General features: G+C 44.8%; 20 protein-coding genes. 5 read left to right on the plus strand and 15 right to left on the minus strand.

Annotated elements, in window-relative coordinates; all coding sequences use genetic code 11:
• Nucleotides 1-361 precede the first annotated feature (361 nt).
• The 3 genes from R7M72_RS15010 to R7M72_RS15020 all read left to right on the plus strand — a co-directional run bounded on the left by R7M72_RS15010 (nucleotide 362) and on the right by R7M72_RS15020 (nucleotide 3,480).
• Nucleotides 362-1,732, plus strand: coding sequence for a sodium-dependent transporter (locus tag R7M72_RS15010; protein ID WP_042522154.1), 1,371 nt, complete (start codon nucleotides 362-364; stop codon nucleotides 1,730-1,732).
• Between the two features lie 82 nt (nucleotides 1,733-1,814).
• The gene (locus R7M72_RS15015; protein WP_017634666.1) at nucleotides 1,815-2,507 is read left to right on the plus strand and encodes a TIGR01621 family pseudouridine synthase; all 693 of its coding nucleotides are present in this window, start codon (nucleotides 1,815-1,817) and stop codon (nucleotides 2,505-2,507) included.
• Nucleotides 2,508-2,538: 31 nt separating this feature from the next.
• Entirely contained in the window at nucleotides 2,539-3,480 is a 942-nt protein-coding gene (locus R7M72_RS15020) for a class I SAM-dependent methyltransferase (RefSeq protein WP_017634665.1), read from the plus strand.
• 213 nt (nucleotides 3,481-3,693) lie between these two features.
• Here the strand turns inward: R7M72_RS15020 and R7M72_RS15025 are convergent, their stop codons facing one another.
• The 9 genes from R7M72_RS15025 to R7M72_RS15065 all read right to left on the minus strand — a co-directional run bounded on the left by R7M72_RS15025 (nucleotide 3,694) and on the right by R7M72_RS15065 (nucleotide 13,978).
• On the minus strand, nucleotides 3,694-4,749 hold the full coding sequence (locus tag R7M72_RS15025; RefSeq protein ID WP_158173797.1) for a hybrid-cluster NAD(P)-dependent oxidoreductase: 1,056 nt from the start codon (nucleotides 4,747-4,749) through the stop codon (nucleotides 3,694-3,696).
• A gap of 79 nt (nucleotides 4,750-4,828) precedes the next feature.
• Nucleotides 4,829-6,490 (minus strand): hydroxylamine reductase, encoded by a 1,662-nt coding sequence (gene hcp, locus R7M72_RS15030; RefSeq protein ID WP_054577937.1) that lies wholly within the window; start codon nucleotides 6,488-6,490, stop codon nucleotides 4,829-4,831.
• A gap of 174 nt (nucleotides 6,491-6,664) precedes the next feature.
• Entirely contained in the window at nucleotides 6,665-8,194 is a 1,530-nt protein-coding gene (gene norR / locus R7M72_RS15035) for a nitric oxide reductase transcriptional regulator NorR (protein ID WP_171342725.1), read from the minus strand.
• 202 nt (nucleotides 8,195-8,396) lie between these two features.
• Entirely contained in the window at nucleotides 8,397-8,876 is a 480-nt protein-coding gene (locus R7M72_RS15040) for a glycine zipper 2TM domain-containing protein (RefSeq protein WP_005386695.1), read from the minus strand.
• Between the two features lie 123 nt (nucleotides 8,877-8,999).
• The gene (locus R7M72_RS15045) at nucleotides 9,000-9,611 is read right to left on the minus strand and encodes a CDP-alcohol phosphatidyltransferase family protein (protein ID WP_042522015.1); all 612 of its coding nucleotides are present in this window, start codon (nucleotides 9,609-9,611) and stop codon (nucleotides 9,000-9,002) included.
• Nucleotides 9,604-10,251: an ATP-binding cassette domain-containing protein gene (locus tag R7M72_RS15050; RefSeq protein WP_065274385.1), complete on the minus strand. Its 648-nt coding sequence runs from the start codon at nucleotides 10,249-10,251 to the stop codon at nucleotides 9,604-9,606. The genes R7M72_RS15045 and R7M72_RS15050 overlap by 8 nt, the downstream gene beginning before the upstream one ends.
• Nucleotides 10,217-11,926 carry an ABC transporter permease gene (locus R7M72_RS15055; RefSeq protein WP_171342724.1) on the minus strand — a complete coding sequence of 570 codons (1,710 nt, stop codon included), beginning with the start codon at nucleotides 11,924-11,926 and terminating at the stop codon, nucleotides 10,217-10,219. Before R7M72_RS15055 ends, R7M72_RS15050 begins: the two co-directional genes overlap by 35 nt.
• Before the next feature lie 9 nt (nucleotides 11,927-11,935).
• Nucleotides 11,936-13,096, minus strand: coding sequence for an ABC transporter substrate-binding protein (locus R7M72_RS15060; protein ID WP_005378079.1), 1,161 nt, complete (start codon nucleotides 13,094-13,096; stop codon nucleotides 11,936-11,938).
• Between the two features lie 435 nt (nucleotides 13,097-13,531).
• Entirely contained in the window at nucleotides 13,532-13,978 is a 447-nt protein-coding gene (locus R7M72_RS15065) for an META domain-containing protein (protein ID WP_005378077.1), read from the minus strand.
• Between the two features lie 184 nt (nucleotides 13,979-14,162).
• Between R7M72_RS15065 and R7M72_RS15070 the strand changes: the two genes are divergently transcribed.
• Nucleotides 14,163-14,411 (plus strand): DUF1289 domain-containing protein, encoded by a 249-nt coding sequence (locus R7M72_RS15070; RefSeq protein ID WP_005378062.1) that lies wholly within the window; start codon nucleotides 14,163-14,165, stop codon nucleotides 14,409-14,411.
• 129 nt (nucleotides 14,412-14,540) lie between these two features.
• Here R7M72_RS15070 and R7M72_RS15075 read toward each other — a convergent pair whose 3' ends face one another.
• Together R7M72_RS15075 and ushA are read right to left on the minus strand one after the other, a co-directional pair.
• On the minus strand, nucleotides 14,541-14,762 hold the full coding sequence (locus R7M72_RS15075; protein ID WP_005386686.1) for a hypothetical protein: 222 nt from the start codon (nucleotides 14,760-14,762) through the stop codon (nucleotides 14,541-14,543).
• A 415-nt stretch (nucleotides 14,763-15,177) separates the two neighbouring features.
• The gene (ushA, locus tag R7M72_RS15080) at nucleotides 15,178-16,866 is read right to left on the minus strand and encodes a bifunctional UDP-sugar hydrolase/5'-nucleotidase UshA (protein WP_213986660.1); all 1,689 of its coding nucleotides are present in this window, start codon (nucleotides 16,864-16,866) and stop codon (nucleotides 15,178-15,180) included.
• A gap of 751 nt (nucleotides 16,867-17,617) precedes the next feature.
• Between ushA and R7M72_RS15085 the strand changes: the two genes are divergently transcribed.
• Nucleotides 17,618-18,133 (plus strand): GNAT family N-acetyltransferase, encoded by a 516-nt coding sequence (locus tag R7M72_RS15085; RefSeq protein ID WP_017634886.1) that lies wholly within the window; start codon nucleotides 17,618-17,620, stop codon nucleotides 18,131-18,133.
• Nucleotides 18,134-18,280: 147 nt separating this feature from the next.
• Here R7M72_RS15085 and rplY read toward each other — a convergent pair whose 3' ends face one another.
• The 4 genes from rplY to R7M72_RS15105 form a co-directional block, all read right to left on the minus strand.
• Complete coding sequence (rplY, locus tag R7M72_RS15090) at nucleotides 18,281-18,559, minus strand: 50S ribosomal protein L25 (RefSeq protein ID WP_140208582.1); 279 nt, start codon at nucleotides 18,557-18,559, stop codon at nucleotides 18,281-18,283.
• A gap of 284 nt (nucleotides 18,560-18,843) precedes the next feature.
• Nucleotides 18,844-20,193 carry an ATP-binding protein gene (locus R7M72_RS15095; RefSeq protein WP_005378071.1) on the minus strand — a complete coding sequence of 450 codons (1,350 nt, stop codon included), beginning with the start codon at nucleotides 20,191-20,193 and terminating at the stop codon, nucleotides 18,844-18,846.
• Nucleotides 20,183-20,842: a response regulator transcription factor gene (locus R7M72_RS15100; protein WP_005378073.1), complete on the minus strand. Its 660-nt coding sequence runs from the start codon at nucleotides 20,840-20,842 to the stop codon at nucleotides 20,183-20,185. The genes R7M72_RS15095 and R7M72_RS15100 overlap by 11 nt, the downstream gene beginning before the upstream one ends.
• Before the next feature lie 76 nt (nucleotides 20,843-20,918).
• Nucleotides 20,919-21,284 (minus strand): PepSY domain-containing protein, encoded by a 366-nt coding sequence (locus R7M72_RS15105; RefSeq protein ID WP_372008595.1) that lies wholly within the window; start codon nucleotides 21,282-21,284, stop codon nucleotides 20,919-20,921.
• Between the last annotated feature and the right edge of the window lie 22 nt (nucleotides 21,285-21,306).

Consider the following 21,306-nt stretch of genomic DNA (forward strand, 5'->3'; position numbering starts at 1 on the left):
TTTAGACGTGGGATTGACCTTATATGAGGAACAAATTTTATAACAGCTGATTCTGTTATTTTAATGTGAAAAATAAGGTCATTCTTTAACTTTTGAATAAAAAAGCAGCATTTAACCTGCGTAACTCGACACTTGTGCGATAAATGTACTTTTTTGGGGTTCCAATTTTAAAGGGGAGCTGCTTTACTTTCTAGACATAGTGCGTCGAACGCTTATTTTATAAGTGTACAATAATTTTTACATAAACTTTTTAGACGCCTATCTCTATGCATACACAACAAACTAATTTTGGAGAAAAAGCGTGGCTACAACTAATACAGCAGCACCACGTGATACGTGGGGGTCTAAACTAGGCTTCGTAATGGCAGCAGCGGGTTCCGCTGTCGGTTTAGGCAATATATGGAAATTCCCTTACACAGCGGGTGAGAGTGGCGGCGGTGCATTCGTTGCCATCTACCTTATCTTTGTTATTTTTATCGGCTTTAGCGTGATGCTGACAGAGTTCGCTATTGGTCGTAAGACAGGTCTTTCTGCCGTAGGTGCATTCAAAACAACTGACCGACGCTGGACGTTCACTGGCGTTATGGGAGTCTTCAGTGGTCTTTTGATCATGGGCTTCTACCCAGTGGTTGGTGGTTGGGCATTGGCCTACATCTTTAAAGTGGGCGGTGGTCTACTCAGCGCGCCAGAAGCAATTGGCGACAGCTTTGGCGGTTTCATCTCAGATCCGATTCAACCTTTAATGTGGATGGGTGTTTACCTGTTCCTTAACGTCATGATTGTGATGAAAGGGATTTCGGGTGGTATTGAGAAAGCCGGTAAGGTTCTGATGCCGCTTCTGTTCTTAATCCTAATCGTTGTTTCTGTTAAGGGCTTAATGCTGCCAGGTGCAATGGCTGGCCTTGAGTTCTTATTCATGCCCGACTTTTCTAAAGTCGACAGCAACGTGGTTCTTGCTGCACTAGGGCAAGCGTTCTTCTCACTTAGCTTAGGTATGGGTTGTATGATGACGTACGGTTCTTACCTGAAGAAGAAAGAGAACCTAGTTCAAACAACCGGTATGGTTACAGCGATGGATACTGGTGTCGCGATTCTTGCTGGTGTTGCTATGTTCCCAGCTATGTTTGCCTTTGGCATGGAGCCTGCGGCAGGCCCTGGTCTTGTATTTGTTGTCGTTCCTCAGCTATTTGCTGAAATGGGCGGAGTAATTGGGTTGCTATTCGCGTTGCTATTTTTCATCGGTTTGACGGTGGCGGCATTAACTTCTTCAGTATCATTATTGGAAGTTGTCGTGTCTTACCTAATCGACGAGAAAGGCATGAAGCGCTCTAACGCTGTTCTGTCTGCAAGTGCAGTTATGGCGGCATTATGTATTTTTGCGTCACTATCGTTAGGTGGAATGGGACCAACGCTGTTTGGTACCGGTGCCTTTGATATCTTTGACTTACTAACGGACAAAATCTTCTTAGCGGTTGGTGGTATGTTGGTTTGTATCTTTGCTGGATGGCGCCTAAGCCGTGCTGAGCTAGAAAAAGAGATCACTAATGACGGCGAAGTATCCTTCCCGTTATTTGGATTGTGGTACAACCTAGTTAAATACCTGATTCCTGTTGCGATTGCTATTGTTGCCTTCATGGGGATTAAGTCTGGCTTTGATAGTGGCAAAGGTGAAATCATGCTGCTGGGTATCGCAATCATTGGTCTTGCTGGCATTTTCTCGAAGAAGCTTTAGCAAAGACCTTGGGAGCAAGCCTCGATAGCTTTGTCCGGTAACTTATGTATACTGCTGGCTCCAAACGTGGAGCCAGTTTTTTATGTTCGATATTCTACATACCCATCCCGATTTTCTGATCATCAATAAGCATCCCAACGTCTCTGTTCATAAAGACGATGGCGACACAATGCTGCTGCAAGAAGTGGCTAAGCAGAGTGGTGAGCAGCAGCTCTATCTTATCCATCGCTTGGATAAAATGACATCGGGTATTCTGCTCCTCGGACGCAACGCCAAAGCGGCCAGTGCGTTATCGCAAGCTTTTGCTGACCGCCAAGTGGAAAAGTTCTATCTGGCGATTGGCTCTAAAAAGCCGAAAAAGAAACAAGGTTTGGTCGTTGGTGATATGGAGCGTTCGCGCCGTTCATCATGGAAGCTGGTCAACAGCAAAAATAACCCAGCCGTTACCCAGTTTTTCTCTCTTGCGGCAGAGCCCGGAGAGCGCCTATTTTTATGTAAGCCACACACTGGTAAAACGCATCAAATCCGCGTGGCATTAAAATCGGTTGGCTCAGGTATTGTTGGCGACCCGATTTACAATGCAGGCAATGAGGCTGATCGCGGTTATCTGCACGCATTTTCACTTTGCTTCCAATACCGAGATGAGCAATATCGCTTTGTTTGCGATCCACGAGAATACAAAGTGCTTGGTAACAAATGGCACAGTGAAACCGTCTCTCAGGGTTTGGATACTTGGCTTTCCCCCTGGGAACTGAACTGGCCTACGATCAAATAACCGTCACAAAGAAAACTAATAAGAGAACTCGATGCAAGCATCACAACTTTCGCTGTTTTTTCAGCATCTAGAAACCGAGCTCGCGCAAGCTCCGAATGAAATTCGTCGACTGTTTCATGGTCGTGGTCGTCGTTTTGAGGGCCTAGAGCAAATCACCTGTGACTGGTTACAAGGTCAGTTGATCATCAACTTGTTTAAAGAAGTCGACGACGCGTTTCTCGCTGAGCTGAAAAGCGGCCTCAATGCGTTGGCACTATCACCACTGTGGGCAGACAAGCAAGGTCGCACTATGGTTCTTCAGCACCGTTATGCCGATGGTGCGCCTTCAGAAGTGCTTGTCGGTGAATTAGACGCTCGCCCTGTCGTTGAAGAAAGTGGTTTGAAATACCAATTGGATATTGGCCGCAACCAAAACTTCGGTCTGTTTTTGGACATGCGCTACGGTCGTGATTGGGTACGCGAAAATGCGAAGCATAAGAACGTGCTTAACTTGTTTGCTTACACCTGTGGCTTTTCTGTCGCTGCCATTGCAGGTGGAGCAGATAAAGTGGTTAACGTCGACATGGCGAAAGCGTCGCTGTCTAAAGGTCGTGAGAACCACAAGCTAAATGGTCATAACATCAACCAGGTAAGCTTTATGGGACACGATATCTTTAAATCTTGGGGTAAGATTAAGAAATCTGGTCAGTATGACTTGATCATTATCGATCCGCCTTCATTCCAGAAAGGCAGCTTTGCGCTGACTAAAGACTACAAAAAGATTCTACGTCGATTGCCGGATTTGTTGGCAGAAGGCGGTCAAGTGATGGCATGTGTGAACTCACCATCTGTGACAAGCGACTTCTTGATTGAGAGCATGAAAGAAGAAGCGCCAGAGTTGACATTCCGTGAGCGTCTGGATAACCCGCCAGAGTTTATGGACGTAGACAGCGAAGCAGCATTGAAAGTGTTGTTGTTTAGCGAGAAGCAATGACGACGAAACGAAAGTTGTACCTATCTATAATACCAGCCGTTTGAGTACGGCTGGCATCTCCGCGATACCCCGTCAATCTGAATAGCGAGACGCGAGTGTGATTCAGAGTCTATTATCAGAGTGAGTTATTCCTAACACGCTGATTTTAGATTCCTGACCTCGCTTAGGCTCGTCGGAATGACGGGAAACAATAAAAGATCGATACCAGCAGCATTAACCGATCTGCACTTCAAGATCCGCTTCGATGGTTGATGAGCAGGCGAGCACATAGCCTTGTTCAATTTCTTCTGGCGTTAATGTTTCTAGGCTGGTGGAAGAGATGCTGCCTTGACGAACCTTGCATTTGCACGAGCCACAAATGCCGCTACGACAAGCGACGATTAATGGTAAACCTGCGCCTTCAAGCACATCGGCCAGTACCTGACCTTTTTGCGCATCGATGGTTTGAGCAAAGTCAGGAACAGAAACACGAACAACTTCATCGGAGACCGATGTTTCTGCGCCAGTCGCTGGCGTAAAACTCTCTTGGTAGAAGTTCGTCATCTCAAAACCAAGGTCATTCAAATAGCCGTGAACATCTTGCATAAACTGGCTTGGACCACACAGGTAAACGGTGCGCTGTTTGAAATCAGGAACAAGCTCTTTAAGCCAGTCGGCATTCAAACGACCTTGTGGATGCGATGTTCCTTCGCGGTTTTTCAGCAACAACTTTAAATTGAAGTTGGGATATACGGCGTCTAACGTTTCTAGCTGATCGTAGTAAATCGTCTCTTCTGGGCTGCGTGCAATATGAAGAAATGCGATGTCCACATCGTTGTCGTTTTCATCTTGATTACTCAGCCAGTGCTTTGCCATCGAAAATACGGGCGTGACGCCGCAACCTGCACTGATAAGCAAGGCTTTTGTTTCGCCATCACGTAACACGGGTGGATGGTCGATGCAGTTAAATTCGCCTGCTGGTGGTAATGCTTGAACAGTATCACCGAGCAGCAGCGAGTCAACGATGTAGTTCGATACTTTACCGCCAGATACTCGTTTGATTGTGAGTTGAAGGTGATCGTCTTCATTGATCGAGCTGATTGAATAGGCACGAAACTCCATTTTTCCATCAATTTCGACGCCCAAGTTAATAAACTGGCCAGGCTTAAACTGAAACAGAAGTGATTCGGTTAGTTCGGCCAATTTGATGCTGACGGTGTCGTGTGTTTCGAAGTATTTGTCGATGCAACGGAGTGTGACGGGTTGGTTACCTTGCCATTCAAAAAACATAACAATCTCTTTGGTTGTGGCTATTTTGGTTCGAAATAGATAGCGCCTCCGCGTAAGGAGGCGCGAACAAGCAAGTTTATTAAGCTGCTAGGATGGCTTTTAGATCATCCTGAACATTGCCAATACTGCGCATATCGAACTTCTCTTGGATGATGGCGATTAGGTTTGGCGTTAGGAATGCCGGTGCAGTAGGGCCTGTGTAAATGCCTTTCACGCCCAATGCAAATAGCGTTAGCAAGATAACGATCGCTTTTTGCTCGAACCAAGAAAGCACAAGCGTGAGTGGTAGTTCATTGATATCACAGTCAAACTCTTTCGCCAGTGCAAGTGCAAGCTGGATTGCAGAGTAAGCATCGTTACATTGGCCCACATCCAATAGGCGAGGGATGCCGTTGATATCTCCGAACGTATTCTTATTGAAGCGGAACTTACCACACGCCAAGGTCAGGATTAGCGTGTCTTCTGGTGCTTCAGCCGTAAAATCGGTGTAGTAGCTACGTTCCGCTTTATCACCATCACAACCGCCGACTAGGAAGAAGTGCTTGATGTTGCCTTGCTTCACTTGGTCGATAACCGCAGGGGCGGCGTTCATCAGTGCATTTCGACCAAAACCAACCGTGATGTGGTGTTCGATTTCATCGTGTTGGAAACCGTCTTGCGCTAGAGCACATTCAATCACTTGGCTAAAATCATCGCCTTCGATGTGAGCCACACCAGGCCAGCCAACAATACTACGAGTGAATAAACGGTCTGCGTATTGACCCACATTTGGATTCAACAAGCAGTTTGACGTCATTACGATTGCGCCAGGGAAGTTTGCGAATTCTTTCTGCTGGTTTTGCCATGCGCTGCCGTAGTTGCCGACAAGATGAGGGTATTTCTTCAGCTCAGGGTAGCCGTGTGCAGGTAGCATTTCACCGTTGGTGTAAACGTTAATGCCTTTGCCTTCAGTCTGTTGCAGGATTTTTTCTAGGTCATGCAAATCATGGCCAGAAACAAGAATACATTTGCCTTTTACTGGCTTGACGTTCACCGTGGTTGGTTCTGGATGGCCGAAAGTCATTGTTTCACCTTGGTCGAGCATTTCCATCACTTTGTAGTTCATCAGGCCGATGCGCATTGAGCAATCAAGTAGTTCACCAAGATCTTCAGGGTCTGTACCCAACCACGCCATGATTTCATGGTATTCGGCATAGATATCGTTGTTGGTTTGCTCAAGAACACGTGCGTGCTCCATGTATGCTGCGGCACCCTTAAGGCCGTATAGGCAAAGTAAGCGTAGGCCAATAACATCTTCATGTACTTGGTCCTTACCACGGTTAACCGCGACTTGAGGAGCAAAAGCTAAGATTGCTTCTGCGCTATTTGGTAGCTCAAAGTGAGCAACAACAGGAATGTCAGCAACTTCGGTATCGGCGAGTGTTGCAGCAGACATTACTTGCTCTTTTAGCAATGCTTTGTACGTTGCCGCTTGAGAAGTTAGCTCTAGGACACGTTCAGGGTCAAAGTTTACGTTCGTCAATGTAGAGAAAAATGCCTTTGGTGCCCATTGGTTGATTTCATCGTTAATGATGTTGAATTCAAGTGCTTTTGATGCCCAAAAAGAAACCCCTTGCAGTGTGTAAACCAACACGTCTTGAAGGTCAGATACTTCAGAAGTTTTACCACACATACCTTGTGCAAAAGAACAACCTTTAACAGCAGGGGTTTGAATTGTCTGTTCACATTGAATACAGAACATATTGGGTTCTCCAGTGATTGTTTTAATAGTCGTGATGTTGACCACTAGAGAGCAGAATGCGTGCCAATTATTATCTTGTTGATTTTTAATGATTTTATTTGTTTTTGATAGGGCGAGTGATGTAATTAAGACAACGTAAATGATGTCTTAATTACATCGGCTTCTTGTGGTTGGTTATTTATTGATCCCGAGCTTTTTACCCATTCGATATAAGTTCCCGCGATCCATTTGCAAAAACTCCGCTGCTTTTGCCCAAACGCCACCAGTTTGGCTTAAAGCATGTTCAATTAAATCACGTTGATAGCTTTCTATCAGTTCTCGCATTGGTTGGCTTTCTTTGGGTAAATAATGCGATGTGTTTTTTACATCACCGAGAGCCAATGAGGTGTCGAAATGGTTAAGCATGATCGTGCTTGCGCCTTGTTGAATGGCGTGCAAAGCCGCGCGCGTTAAAGTATGTTCGAGCTCGCGCACGTTTCCGTACCAAGGTGAAGATTCCAATTGAGTCAACACTTTAGGATGAACGTGCAGATTGGGTGCATTGAATTGTTGGCGTACTTTTTCCAACAAATATCCTGCTAAAACGGGAATATCCCCTTCACGGGCACGCAGTGGGGGGACTTGGATTGGGAACACGTTCAAACGGTGGAAAAGGTCTGCTCGAAACGTGCCAGATTCGACCTCTTTTTCTAATTGTCGATTGGTCGCGGCGATGATGCGCACATTGACCATCAAATGCTGATCGCTACCTACACGTTGCAGCTCGCCTTGCTGAATTACGCGCAGCAATTTTGCTTGCAAAATCAAAGGCAGTTCGCCCACTTCATCAAGGAAAATCGTTCCACCGTCTGCCAGTTCAAACTTACCGGCACGGTGGCTATTAGCACCTGTAAATGCGCCTTTGACATGGCCAAACAGTTCACTCTCAGCCAGACCTTCTGGTAAAGCCGCACAGTTGACGTAAATCATCGGCTTATCGCTACGATGAGATTGCGCGTGTACCGAGTGCGCGACCAGTTCTTTACCAGTTCCGGTTTCTCCTAAGATAAGTACCGCGTAATCTGATTGAGCAACAGTCGCAATGTTGTTTCGTAACTGGTTGATCTGCGGACTCAAACCCACCATTTCGCCATGTTGAGAACGGGCTTGCTGGATAAGGGTTTGAGTGACGCTTTTTTGCTTCTGGTTTTGCGCTTTGAGCGCTTTTAACTGAGCAATGTTACGCAATGTCGCAGCGGTCAAAGCCGCAAAGGTTTCGATAGCGACAGGATCGATGCCATCAAACGCGCCCACCGTTAGTGCATCCATCGTTAGTGCGCCAACAAGTTGGCCTTCGACATACAAGCTAAAGCCCATGCAATCGTGAACATCAATGCATTGGTCTTCAGTTAATAGTGTGCCGTCGAAAGGATCCGGCAGTGAACAATCGGCATCGAAACGCACCGGTTCACGGCTATGAATAATGGCATCTAAGCGAGGGTGCGCCTTGGGGAAATAGCGACGACCTAGGACTGAGCTGGATAAGCCTTTTACCGCGACAGGAGTTAGAAACCCATCCTCATCGAAGATAAACAGGCAGCTCGCATCACATGGGAATACTTGCGCGACCCCATCAATGAGATTTTGATATTGCTGCTCGTGAGAGCGATTTGAGCTGAGGTTTAGCGCGATATTAAGGAGTACGTGGTCAACAGTCGGAGTCATAACAAGCCCAAAGTTATCTGGAATGGGCTCATGCTAGCAACTTGATGTCATTTGAACATCGAAAGGTGTGGGAGATTGATGTTCCATTGACGACGATCAAGTTTGATACGAAAAGAAACGCGCAAGTTAACAAGCCAGTGATGTAAGCTTGCGCGGGTTAGGTGTTTGAATTAAAGCAGGCCAAAGGTTTGGTTCGTCCGAATTAACGAGGAACGACTCTGGCGTCATTACCAGAAACATTGATTTGGACCGCTTGGCCTGGTTGGAAAATCATGTTTGGATTTGCTTCTTGAACAATAGAGATAATCTTTCCGTCCTCTAAACGAATGGTCAGATTCACGCCATTTCTTTTCGCGGTTGCTTCAGCCGCTTTGCTGCCTGCATAGCCACCCAATAGACCACCACCAATGGCAGCGATATCCGAGCCAGAACCGCCCCCAACTTTTGAGCCTAAGATCCCGCCCACGGCAGCACCAGCGATGGTGCCAATGGCATTGGATTGGGTAGAGGCATCAATGGTTACGGGTTCTACTTTTTCTACTGTGCCGTAGTAAACCTGCTGAACTTTGCGAGTGTCGGATGAGCCGTATGCATCTCCGTACGGGTTAGGTGAGCTACAGCCGCCAAGCACGAGCGCACAAGTAATGGTGAGCAACATGCCTAAATTAATCTGTTTTTTCATATAGCCTCCGAATGGTTTCTTCATTCAAAGAGTATATACCCCAATTTAACCTGCGTTTTGGTGCTTTATAAAACAGTGGCTTAGCGGCTTGTCCCTTAAGGAAACGCGATTGTCTAAGCAGTATTAATGATCGTTAAGCGTATGAAACCCTGAATAAATACGTGTAAAAGTAGTAAACCAGCATGCCGCGCCAAAGATATACGCGATGACGGCAAAGTGTTGCGGTAGCAAACAAAATAAAACCAAGCAGCCAATGGTTTCTGTACCTTCGGTTAAGCCGCTCATGTAGTAAAGCGATTTGTTTTTATATACCGGATTATCGATGCCTTGTTTTCCTGCCATGATGGCAAAAGCCAAAAAGCTACTACCAGTGCCGATGAAGGAAAAAATCAAAAATGCGCCTGCAACGGCATTGTGCTCTGGGTTGGCAAGCACAAAGCCAAAAGGAATCAACGAATAGAACAAAAAATCTAAGCTGATATCAAGAAAACCACCCGCATCGGTAATGCCTTGAATCCTCGCCAGTGCACCGTCTAACCCATCACAGATTCTGTTCAGCAAAATAAACAGCAACGCCAACAAGTACTGTTCGGTGATCAAAGCCGGCAGGGCAAAACAGCCAAGTACAAAACCAAACACTGTCGTCTGATTTGCAGTGATACCACATTTATCGAGATATTTCGCACTGAGTGCCAGCGGTTTGCGGATGAGCTTTATACTCAGGCTATCAAGCATGATTTGTCTCCCACGGCCAGTTTAGGCAGCTGCTGCCATCAGGAATATCGTCTTCATCGTGCGTTACCATCAAAGTAGGGATGTTCGCTTGCTGCAATTGTTCGACCACCCAATTGCGAAATTGCACGCGCAGGTCTTTATCCAGCTTGCTATAGGGCTCATCAAGTAGCGCAACTTTTGGCTTTGCTAGCAGCATACGAGTCAATGAGATACGGGCACGTTGCCCTCCCGAAATTTGGTCAGGAAAGGACTCTGCTAGTTTGGTCAATGAAATGTTCTTCAGTGCTTGCATAGCGTGAGCTTTACGCTCTTCACCTTTGATTGAGTTTGGTAGCGCGAAGGCAAGGTTCTCCCACACCGTTAAATGAGGGAAGAGCAAATCTTCTTGGAATAGAATACCGACCTGACGCTTATGGGCAGGGAGGGCATCCAACTTTTCGTTATCAAGCGTAATGGATCCAGAGTAGTTGAACTCGGCGGATAGGTGCCCGGCAATGGCATCCAACAAAGTGGATTTACCACAACCGCTAGGCCCCATCAGGGTAACGATTTCACCTTTTTCTACGGTCATGTTGAACGCTGAAAAAAGCGCGTCGCCATTGGTTTTACGGATGGCGAGGTTTTCGAGACAAAGACTCATTCAGTAGTAAACCTTTTATAGACAAGCGGCGATACTTCCTGTGCAAGTGGCTAAGCAGTATCGCAAAAGAAAAGAACAAGAATGGCAGCAGAGCTTGCCAAATGGCGTAAATAGCGGTGACACGTCGGTCAAAACCACTGGATAGTGCAACGGCTTCGGTTGTGATGGTGCTAATGCGCCCAGCCCCTAGCACCAATGTTGGTAGGTATTGCGCCAGGCTGACACTAATACCGACAGCCCACGCGAATGCAATTGCAGGCAGGAGGATTGGCAGTTTCACTTTTAACCAAGCTTGCATCGGTGATTTACCCAAGCTGAGTGCGACGCGAGTTAAGCCGTTATCGAAGCTGCGCCACGGACCGTCTAGCGAGAGGTAAATAAATGGGAACGCAAAGAATACATGCGCCCAACATACCCAAAAGAAATACGCATTACTGTTTAAGTACAGCGTCACTACTTGCATACCGAATAGCACGGATAGCTGAGGAATCAGCATTGGGATGGCGATGATGTAACCGGGCACCTGCCAGCGATAACGGAGACGATACTCATGTGCTATTAAAGCAAGAACTAGCGCGACAGTCGCGCTGATTAGGGCGATTGACATACTTTGTTCTAGAGTCCCTAGAATACTGTGCCATTCGTATTCCCAAAAACGCAGGCTGTAACGGCTTGGGAGCAAATCTGGAAAGCGCCAACGTTGGGCAAAGCTCCACAGCACCATGAGTGGAATCATTAGAAGTGCAAGTAGCGCGACCAGTGAAAATAGGGTTTTACCGGGTAAACGAAACCCGTTTCGACCAGAGTACTGCCAGCGTTTGAAGCCTTTGGTAATACACCATTCCATTAAGCGTGCAAATCCAATCAAAAGGCTAGCGATCGCAAACAGTATTACTGCGCCAGCGGCAGCTCTTGGTAGGAGCGATAAATCTGGATCGTTAAACCATTGCCATACCAAAACCGCAAACGTGGGTGGGTTGGTAGGGCCAATAATCAGGGCGACATCGACAACGGACAAACTGTAAGCCAATACCGCCAGCATTGGGAAACGAAGTTTTGCTAACCATTGCGGAAATACGCATTTCCACCACGCTTGCGCGGAACTGTAGCCCATCGAGTGACTGACTTTTTCAACCTTATCGACTTTCAATTGCTGAAGGATCGGAATACTCATCAACAATAAAAACGGCACTTCTTTAATCGCAAGCATGATGATCAAACCGAGTGCATGTGGGTCCTTAATCAGCAATGCTAAGTCATTCACCGTTTGTGCATTCGGGTCGTAACCAAACAGTTGGTTGAGAACACGAACGCCCATACCAGTTGGGGCAAGCAAGAACGCAAAGCCAATTGCAAACGCGACGTGCGGCATAGCGAGAAGTGGGGAAAGGCTAACTTCAATTTTTCGCCAAAACTTGCTGCCCCAAGACGCCTGTAGAATGGCAAACGTGATGAAGCAAGCCAAGTAGCTACTGAAAATGGCGGAGTAGAAAGTAAGCCCGATGGATGTCCAAACACCTTCCCAATCAAAGACGGCATTGAAGCCATCAAAAGAAAAGTGGTGTAGACCGATAGGAGGTACATAACCGAGCGCAGAGACCACCACTCCAAGTAGCCCCGGAATGGTAGGCAAAATACAAACTGCGATAATGACTAAATACAGCGCTCTTAACATGGATTCTTACTAATTCCCGTAGCGTTTCAACCATTCTTTTTCCAACGCCGCTTGCCAACTTGGATGTGGCTCAGCGATAGATTTGAATTGTTGAGTGTTTTTGGCCGAACCAGTTAGGTATTGGTTGCTTAGTACCGAAGGGTCGCCCCAGATGTTTAGGTTACCTTTGCGAGACTGTGCTTCAGGGCTCAATAAAAAGTTTATCGCAACTTGTGCACCAGCACTGGCATTTGCGTTCCAAGGAATCGCTAAAAAGTGGATATTTGAGAGTGCTCCTGCGTCCATTGCGTACGCTTTGGTGCTCTCTGCAAGATTACCGCTCGACTGCGCAGAGAAAACCGCGTTCGGGTTAAAGGTAATCGCCAGGTCAGTCTGACCATCATCTAGTAGCTGAAGGGTTTCTGCTGTACCGCCTGGAAACTGCTTACCACCGCGCCAAGCGACTTTATGGAACTCATCTAGATAAGACCACAGCGGTTGAGTGACTTGTTCAAACGTGTCATCGGTAACTGGTTGTTGCAGCTCAGGGGCGTTGTTAGACAGTTCAATGAGTAATGCTTTGATAAAGCTTGTGCCATGAAACTCTGGTGGTCGAGGGTAAGTCAGGCGATTCGGGAACGCTTTTGCATAGCTCAGCATTTCTGAGAATGATTTTGGAGGGTTATGGAGGGTTTGCTCGTCATGGATAAACACTAATTGTCCTACTCCCCAAGGTGCTTCTAGACCTTCTGTTGGCTCGGAGAAGTCCACATCAATTGGTAGAGATTTATCCACATATTGCCAGCTTGGCAAACCTTCGACAAAAGGACCAAATAGCAATTGGTTATCCTTCATTGATTTGAAGTTTTCGCCATTGATCCAAACCATATCAACACTACCACCGCTGTTTTTGCCTGCTGCTTTTTCTGCGATAAGTCGAGTAGTGGTCTCAGAAATATCAGTTACTTTAACGTGGTTTAGCGTCACGTTATAACGTGATTTTAGCTCTCTACTCGCCCACTGTATGTAGCGATTAATTTCTTGGCTCCCGCCCCAAGCATGAAAGTAGACGGATTGCCCGTCGGCTTGCTGTTCGATTTTTTGCCATTCGCTATTCACTGATGAATCGGCAAAAGAAGGTGTCGCAAAAGTCGTGGCTAAAATGCCAATGCTGCTGAGTAGCTTTTTCATATCTATTCCGTGTTATGTCTTTTGGTGCTTGCTTTCGTTTCTATTGATGTTTTCGCAAGTCGTTCCGCTCTGTTACAAGGATAGTAATTCATCTCTCTCTATTATCAATGCCAATCCCAAACGGAATCACTCATTGATTCAAAGAATTACTCTCAATGTGAAGCAAAACGAAGAAAGGACAAATTTGGTGTCATTTTAGGAGCGGACCGTTTGTTTGAGGATATTCTTTCAAGTAATTGAAAATTATTGTCCCCAGAGATATGAATAGGTTGTTTTACAGAGCAAAATTGATGTCTAAAGCATGGAATTGAGGGCGAAAAGAGAAAGAAAGTTGGCCATTTAAATGACTTTAGCATGCATGACTAACGATTCATCGATATAAAAAAGCAGCCGTCTGGCTGCTTTCAAAATACTATTTGGTTTACTTAGTTGGGATTAGTTTACCCAGTCACGTAGTGTAAACGTCAATTCGTGATCGGCACTTTTCAGAACAAGACCATCTTTAGTTAGCGTGATATCGCTCCAGTTAGATAGTGTTTGTGTCATTGCGTTTTCGATCTTCATTTGATCTTCCATACACATCTTCATGGTCATGCCCATTTTTTCGATGCGTAGTTGGTTGTTTTTCAGCTCGGCTTGACCGAAGAAGTTGTTACAACCTGCGTTGCCGTTTGCGGTTAGATTTTCACCGATTTCTAGGCGAGCAGCTTTTTGGTGTTCGTCTAGAACGATATTTTTGCCATCAACTTGAACAAGTTCCCAGTTGTGGTGCTGCAAATCTTGAGCCGTTATTTCTTTCACATCATCACCGTTGCTAGCACAAGCAGTCATAAGAACAGGGAGAGAGATTGCTGTAACTAACGTTTTTAGGCTAAGCTTCATTTTATAGACTCCGTTTTTATAAACGCGGTAAGTATAAGTAATAAAACACTGTTTTTGTCAGCATAAGGTTATGGTTTCGTATGTTTTTGACATAACGAAGTATATAGCAGATTTTGTTGCTGACTAATCTTCTCATTATTTAAACTAGGCCAATACGCCCTAATATGGAAAGAGCGGTTTTAGTATGGAGCAACTGGAGTTTTTTACTGTCCCAAGCCCTTGTGTTGGAGTATGTACCTCCGATGAAAAAGGGTATTGCAAGGGGTGTATGAGAAAGAGAGAGGAAAGGTTTAATTGGCTTAACTTAACCCCCGCTCAGCAGTTGCACGTTATTAAGTTGTGTCGTCAAAGGTACAGAAGAAAGATGTTGGCGGGGAAGACGAAGCCAGAACAGCTTCAAGATGAGTCATCGCCTCAACAAGACTTATTCTAGAACTCTTGTTCAATCAATGGGTTTACGCTTTCGGTTCTGATTAGGCTTTTACATATTCCCGGTCCGGCAAGGTGTCCTTTAAGAACCGGGAATCTCCTATCCATTTTCCCTATAGAGCGGTAATTGGCGTTATTTCATCGACCAACGGTCGCTAACCCAGCCTCCCGCTTGTTCGTCGAAGTGATTTCCTGAAAATCGATGATTGAATTCAACATCTAATTTACTTGTTGGGCGTTCATCCATCAGTTGATGAATATATCTCGCCATAGGATCCGTACAAGCTTCACGCTCTCTACGGGTAACTACTTCTTTGATCATTTGGAGTCTGTAGCTATTGCTGGCTCGTTTCATTTTTGACCTCCAGAACTCGATGGCAGCAGTTTGAACACATTGACGTCCAGATCGCTGCTCATTAGTGTGCGCGTGGAGGCACATCACCATCGTTTGAAGTCCAAAGACAAATTGTTTGAGAGCAGTGTTTGTAACGCCATTCACATCTTTCTCAGAATCATTGACTATGCGATTAAAAATGTTTCGCGAAATTTAGCCGATGAACCTGCATATTTAAAAGACCTTATCAAACATAGAAGCCCAACACAGGGGCGTCAATAACACAAATGAACAATTTTTGAACATATTGTGAAGGTGGAGAGTTTTCAGTAATTTATCGAAAATAAAAAACCGAAGCACAAAGCTTCGGTTTTAAGGAAAGCCCTGACGAAATTGCTTGTAAAAGCTCTTAGCGCCAGGGGTAAGGTGTTGAGTATTAGCTACCAGTTGCAGGACAACCTTTTACTGGTTGGCCATTACTGAAGTACTTGATGTTCTCTAAGTTCTTGTTGTAGTTATCCGCAGAGATTTGTGGGTTGTTTACGAAGAACTCGCGCAAAACGTATGCATCGGTTAGCTGTGTAGATTGAACATCGATAATTGGATAGTTATCGCCACCAGCAGCACTGAAGCTGATTACAGAGAATGTGTACGTTGCGTCTAGATCGAAGCCTTTATTGTTAATATCGGTAATGGTTACTGAGCCAGCATCACAATTTACATCTAAAGTGATGTTATCTAGTTGAGCGTAAGCACCAGACCCTGCAGATTTCGTCGCAACCACGTCTAGGTATTCTTTAACTTCTTTACCTGTCATAGTTGCTTTAGTCACGAAGTTACCAAATGGCTGAACCGTTAGTACGTCACGGTAAGTGATATCACCATCTTGGATTGAATCACGCACGCCGCCAGAGTTCATCACACCAAAGTCAGCATTTACCGTTTTGTAAGTACGGTATGCCTCGCCGAGTAGGTGACCTAGGTTAGTTTGTTGAGAGCGAACTACGTTACGATCACCTTCTAACTTACCCGTCGTATTAGAAATCTTCTCATCTAATAACTCTTGACCTTGTTGTTGGTATGGCAGTAGTAACGCTTTTACTGTTGCATCTTGTTGAATTCGTTCACCGATAACTTCATCGTTTTCGTCTAGAAGGTTTACAGGAATCAGTGCGTAGTTTGCTAAGTGAAGCTTGCCGTCGTAGTATTCGAAGTCTGCACGACCCACATATTTACCCCACTCATGCGCTTGCATAATCCAAGTACCTTTTTGTTGGTCTGGGGCACAATCATCCCCAGGTTTGAAATCAGCATACTCATTGGTACCTGGTTCCATACATACAGGGTTTTGCGAGTGACCACCGATGATAGCGTTTAGCTGTCCTTCTTCAAGAGAGCGAGCGAGTTTAACGTCACCTGGTGCTTCACTACCGTTTTTGCCATCTTCGTAGTGACCCATGTGCGTCGTTGCAAATACTAGGTCTACCTTTTCGTTCTCTTCGATTTCATTCAGTACCTTTTTGATTTCTACTTGAGGGTCTTCGAAGTGGATGTTTGATACGTTGTCTGGATTGACTAGCTTCGCAGTGTCTTGCGTTGTTAGACCAATAACAGCGATCTTAAGGCCGTTGATAGTAAATACTTTGTAAGGGTCGAAGTAACGCTCGTTTGTATCTTTTTTATAGATATTCGCAGCCAGCATAGGGAAGTCAGCTAGCTCGGCTTGCATATCGAGAATATCTAGTGAGTTATCAAATTCGTGGTTACCGACAGCCATTGCATCGTAACCAAGTAGGTTCATCCCTACGAAGTCTGGAACCGCATCTTGCATGTCTGATTCTGGTACGCCGGTATTAATATCACCGCCAGATAGCAGAATGGTTTCACCGCCTTTTGCTTCGACTTCTGCGCGGATAGATTCGATTAAAGTGTGACGCGCAGCCATGCCGTATTCGCCGTCGCTGTTATGCCAAAAGCGACCATGGTTATCGTTAGTGTGGAGAACGGTGAACTTAGTACAAGAATCTGCAGTCTCGCAGGTTACTGGAGAATTGTCGCTGTCTGAGCCGCATCCTGCTAGCGCAGCGCCCACTGCCACTACCAAAAGAGATTTGGAAAACTTCATAAGGGATCCTTTCTTTGTGATTTTGTTATTGTTACGGCGTGAAATATACGGAATTAATGTGAAACTTTAGTGATCTATCTCTTATTTATACTTCTATCGGAGAAATGAATTAATAAGCCTGCAAACTACGTCTATAAATAAACAGAATTGGTATTTAGTATTTATTTTATATAGCTAGCTCTATTTTTTGTGAGGTAGTTAATTGAATGTGTGTTGTTTGTGTGAATCAATGCGCATTTTTGCGAAGTATTACGCTGATTTTGGTGATAATTTTGCCAAGTTTATGTTTTCCCTAATAGGTATGACACAAATCGTTATAAATTTTCGCTCTAATGATGAGGGGCTCGGTTTGTATGCATAATGAACAGCACAGAATTGAAACTCATTTGATTATGGCTTTATTCTGCCTAACTCTATCAAAAATTGTATTTATCTCTTTACTATAATTGCGATCGTTTAGAAACCTTATGCTTTAGGCATCGTTTATTTATCCTCATCCGATACCTTATCGTGCTTATTCCGCATTTGACACTCGAGTGTTTAAACAAATAGATTCAACCTAATGAGTCAAAATGAAAAGTAAATAATGGATCGTTCTTCTTCGAATATTATGATGTGAACTATCATTTAATTAATGAAAATGAAATGGATTAATGTAAAGCGTTGCGACTGTAGCTGTTATCTTTGAGCTTTGGTTTAAAGGGTAGGGTTAAAAGAATTTGTAAGTGGTGAACGCTAATAAAGGATGCTTATGAGATACACAGTAAGGGACGCACTCAAAAAGGAAGCAGCCCAAATCGCCAAGATACACGTTGATTCTTGGCAGGTGGCGTATAAAGGATTAATGCCAAAGAGCTACATAGAGCAGTTTACGATTGAGCGTCGAGAAAGGATGTGGGCACGAGTGATGACGGAGCAACTGGCCCAATTGATCGTAGTTGAGAGGCAAGGAGAAATTGTTGGCTTTTTAAGTTACGAGTTACCTAACCACACCAGCGAAGATAAAACGGCATTAGTGACATGTTGCTACGTTACGCCGCTACATTATGGGCAAGGAGCAGGAAGTGCACTGTTAGATGAGTTAGAGACACGTTTGCTCTCTACGTCAGTTATGCAGATCAGTTTGAAAGCACTGGATACTAATCAACAGGGGCTTAACTTTTACAAGAAGTGTGGTTTTGTGCGTACTGGAGAGGAAGAGTCGGAAGTGATTGAGAGTATGACGCTGACCGATCTCACTTTAGTGAAGTATATTGCCCGCTCATAAATCAAATGCTATATGCTAAATATAGTAAAACCCCGGAGGTGGTAAGACTCCGGGGTTTTGAAATTTTTTAGATGTCTCGGTTGGTAAGTCCGATTATCTTTTATGCAAAAGGTTTGGATTTAATCCGATTAATTCCTTGGTAGGGAATTAGATGCGGATGAAGTCCATGTGTTCAACTTTTGGCTTGAACGCGTGACGTTGAACGTCTTGTGGCTTAACTTTAACTTCTTTGCCATCGATAACTAGAACGATGCCTTCGTAGAATTCAGGCTTGTCCATTTGGTTTACGATGTCGTCGTGGTTAAGAACGATAGCTACTGCTGCTGCTTCACCGCCGTATACAACTGCAGGGAATTTGCCAGCGTGACGTAGGCGGCGGCTCGCACCTTTACCTAGTTCAGTACGTACTACTGCTTCGAATTTCATAGTATTTACTCTCAAATTAGTAAAAATCAAATGTTCACAATCAACAATGCGACCTTGTTGTTCGTGGTAAAGCTTGAAACAGGAACTGTTCAAGCGAGCGCGGATACTATCATTCCAATTATAAATGGGCAACCCAAATCGTATCCAAATCAACAAAAAGGTATGATTTAGCGGGGTGGAAGGCTATCCCTTTTAACGCTTTGCTTGGATTTTGTTCACATCGACTTCATTTTCATCGGTTTACTGATCATGGTCCGAAAAACAAAGTTTATGTGTTATATGCTTTATGTTCGGCTGAGATGTAAGACTAAAGATGCTTTTAATCCACCTAAAGCGCTTGTATCCAATGTTAACTGACCTCGGTAACTGTGTGCCATTTCACTGACTATGTTTAGACCAAGACCTGAGCCAGGGGTTGTTTCATCCAATCTAACTCCTCTCTTGATTACTTGACTCAGTTTCTCTTTAGGGATGCCTGGCCCATCATCTTCAATAATGATGTGTATATTTTCCTTATCCTGAGAGGAGTGCACACGAATCATGCTGTTGGCCCACTTATAGCCATTTTCTAGCAAGTTACCTAGCATTTCATCGAGATCGGTCTGCTCTACTGCTACATTCAGCTCTGAATCAAGTTCATTAATTAAGGTAATGCTTCGGCTCGCATACACTTTATCAAACGCCATTGAGATAGCATCCACACGATCTGCTGGGTTCGACTTCACTGATAATATGTTCATCGATCCGGCCATACGGGCACGACCCAAATGGTAATCGATATGGTCTTGTATTTGATTGATTGGAGCTCTGAGACGGGATTGTGCCTCAGGTTCTAACGTCTGAACTTCATTTTTTAGAACAGAAAGTGGCGTTTTAAGTGCATGAGATAGGTTACCTGCATGATTGCGAGCTCTCTCTAGTAATTCTTGGTAATGGAACAGCAGAGCGTTGAGGTCGAAGATTAGAGGAGAAATCTCTTTTGGGTAGGTTTCTTCTAGACTCTTTTTATTACCAGACTTCAGCTCGGCTAATTCTTTTTGTAGCTTTGTAAGCGGACTCAATGACCAAGCAATTTGCAGTAAAATGACGGTAAGTACGCCCGCGAATAATAAACCCAAAATAAGCCAAAGTTGGCCGATTAACGTTTGAAGGGTATTTTTAATGGGCTCTTCGTCAATACCAATAATAATGTGAATAGGACCATCGTAATCAGGAAGATACAGTGCTTTTTCTAGCGTAATTAGTTTTTCGCCTCTTGCTCCATACGCATCTTTATCCAAACCTTTGTATTCGATTTTTTTGTCCCACAACGAACGAGAACGTTCGAGGCTTGCCTCTGTAGAGGCACTCCAATACAAACCACTGTAAGGTCGGTTAAATCGAGGGTCTGATAGCTGAGCTGCGAGTGAAAGATGCCCGGTGTTATCGACTTCTAACTGTGCGGCGACTTCATCCATAAAAATGCTGAGCTGTGAGCGAGTGTCATCAACCATATAGTTGTAGACCTGCGTCGGTATCGTCACACCAGCGGCGAGGATCATTGCCGTTAACCAAACGATCGCCGCTAAAACGAGGCGACTTTTGATACTCAGTCGTTTTATTGCGTTCAACGGTAGCCTGTTTCTATTCGGCATTTAATTGGTATCCCAACCCTCGGACAGTTTTGATGATCTTTGGTGCGATTTTTTTGCGAATTCGGCCGATAAAAACTTCGATTGTGTTGGAGTCACGATCAAAGTCTTGTTTGTAAATGTGCTCGACGAGTTCGGTTCGAGAAATCACTTTTTCCGGGTTATGCATAAAGTAAGCGACCACTTTATACTCTAGCGCCGTCAAGCTTACCGCTTGCCCTTGCCACATGACTTTAGAAGTGCGTGTATCCAAGCTCAAGTCGCCAATTTGCATCACAGGAGAGGCATTACCAGAGGCTCTTCGTAGCTGTGCACGAATACGAGCGATAAGCTCAACCATTTCAAATGGTTTAGTTAGGTAATCGTCTGCACCTGCGTTTAAGCCTTCAACTCGCTGCGTTAGGGTGTCGCGAGCGCTTAGAATCACGACAGGAGTATTAATGTTTTCATCTCGGATGCCTTTTAGGACGGTAAGACCATCCAGTTTTGGCAAGCCGAGGTCAAGAACAATGGCGTCCCATTCTTCCGAAGTCGCGCGATACAGAGCGTCTATGCCATCTTGGGACAGTTCTGGTACCCAGCCGGTACTTTCTAATGTTTCGATGATTTGCTCGCCTAAACGAGGATCATCTTCAACAACAAGTATTTTCATATTGATGATTCTTATTATGTTTGGATTTTTATCGAAGTAAGCTACGCATCGCGTCTGGATTACGCATTAGACAAGTTTAGTTGTTTTGCGGCTTTAACGCTTTGTTAAAGCTGCGACCTTTGATCTCAAGCATTTCCAGCGTGGCGGCGTCGTACTCAACTTTCAGGACGCTATTGTTGTACAGAATTTTCAATTCATACACCCAAGCATCATCATCTTCTTCAAGCTCGACCTTGATGATGCGGCCGTATAGGTCGTTTTCTACTGCGGCGTAAAGTTCCGAAAATGGTCGTATATATCCTTGTTGAACCGCGCGATAGACCTCATCTTGATCTTCATCGAATTCGATACGTGTTCCTGGCTTTTCGACATCTTGCACGATGGCGTGGCCATTTTGTGATGTGTACTCGTTGCCATGCTTGGCAAAACTTGGTGCACACATGAATGTCGCAATAAGGCCGAAA

Source organism: Vibrio sp. YT-18 (assembly GCF_033337345.1).
In the GTDB taxonomy this organism is placed as follows: Bacteria; Pseudomonadota; Gammaproteobacteria; order Enterobacterales; family Vibrionaceae; genus Vibrio; species Vibrio alginolyticus.

Coding starts and splice junctions, on each gene's coding strand:
- R7M72_RS15010 (WP_042522154.1), top strand. CDS start 362: ATGGCAGCAGCGGGTTCCGCTGTCGGTTTAGGCAATATATGGAAATTC.
- R7M72_RS15015 (WP_017634666.1), top strand. CDS start 1,815: ATGTTCGATATTCTACATACCCATCCCGATTTTCTGATCATCAATAAG.
- R7M72_RS15020 (WP_017634665.1), top strand. CDS start 2,539: ATGCAAGCATCACAACTTTCGCTGTTTTTTCAGCATCTAGAAACCGAG.
- R7M72_RS15025 (WP_158173797.1), bottom strand. CDS start 4,749: ATGTTTTTTGAATGGCAAGGTAACCAACCCGTCACACTCCGTTGCATC.
- hcp (WP_054577937.1), bottom strand. CDS start 6,490: ATGTTCTGTATTCAATGTGAACAGACAATTCAAACCCCTGCTGTTAAA.
- norR (WP_171342725.1), bottom strand. CDS start 8,194: ATGACTCCGACTGTTGACCACGTACTCCTTAATATCGCGCTAAACCTC.
- R7M72_RS15040 (WP_005386695.1), bottom strand. CDS start 8,876: ATGAAAAAACAGATTAATTTAGGCATGTTGCTCACCATTACTTGTGCG.
- R7M72_RS15045 (WP_042522015.1), bottom strand. CDS start 9,611: ATGCTTGATAGCCTGAGTATAAAGCTCATCCGCAAACCGCTGGCACTC.
- R7M72_RS15050 (WP_065274385.1), bottom strand. CDS start 10,251: ATGAGTCTTTGTCTCGAAAACCTCGCCATCCGTAAAACCAATGGCGAC.
- R7M72_RS15055 (WP_171342724.1), bottom strand. CDS start 11,926: ATGTTAAGAGCGCTGTATTTAGTCATTATCGCAGTTTGTATTTTGCCT.
- R7M72_RS15060 (WP_005378079.1), bottom strand. CDS start 13,096: ATGAAAAAGCTACTCAGCAGCATTGGCATTTTAGCCACGACTTTTGCG.
- R7M72_RS15065 (WP_005378077.1), bottom strand. CDS start 13,978: ATGAAGCTTAGCCTAAAAACGTTAGTTACAGCAATCTCTCTCCCTGTT.
- R7M72_RS15070 (WP_005378062.1), top strand. CDS start 14,163: ATGGAGCAACTGGAGTTTTTTACTGTCCCAAGCCCTTGTGTTGGAGTA.
- R7M72_RS15075 (WP_005386686.1), bottom strand. CDS start 14,762: ATGAAACGAGCCAGCAATAGCTACAGACTCCAAATGATCAAAGAAGTA.
- ushA (WP_213986660.1), bottom strand. CDS start 16,866: ATGAAGTTTTCCAAATCTCTTTTGGTAGTGGCAGTGGGCGCTGCGCTA.
- R7M72_RS15085 (WP_017634886.1), top strand. CDS start 17,618: ATGAGATACACAGTAAGGGACGCACTCAAAAAGGAAGCAGCCCAAATC.
- rplY (WP_140208582.1), bottom strand. CDS start 18,559: ATGAAATTCGAAGCAGTAGTACGTACTGAACTAGGTAAAGGTGCGAGC.
- R7M72_RS15095 (WP_005378071.1), bottom strand. CDS start 20,193: ATGCCGAATAGAAACAGGCTACCGTTGAACGCAATAAAACGACTGAGT.
- R7M72_RS15100 (WP_005378073.1), bottom strand. CDS start 20,842: ATGAAAATACTTGTTGTTGAAGATGATCCTCGTTTAGGCGAGCAAATC.
- R7M72_RS15105 (WP_372008595.1), bottom strand. CDS start 21,284: ATGTGTGCACCAAGTTTTGCCAAGCATGGCAACGAGTACACATCACAA.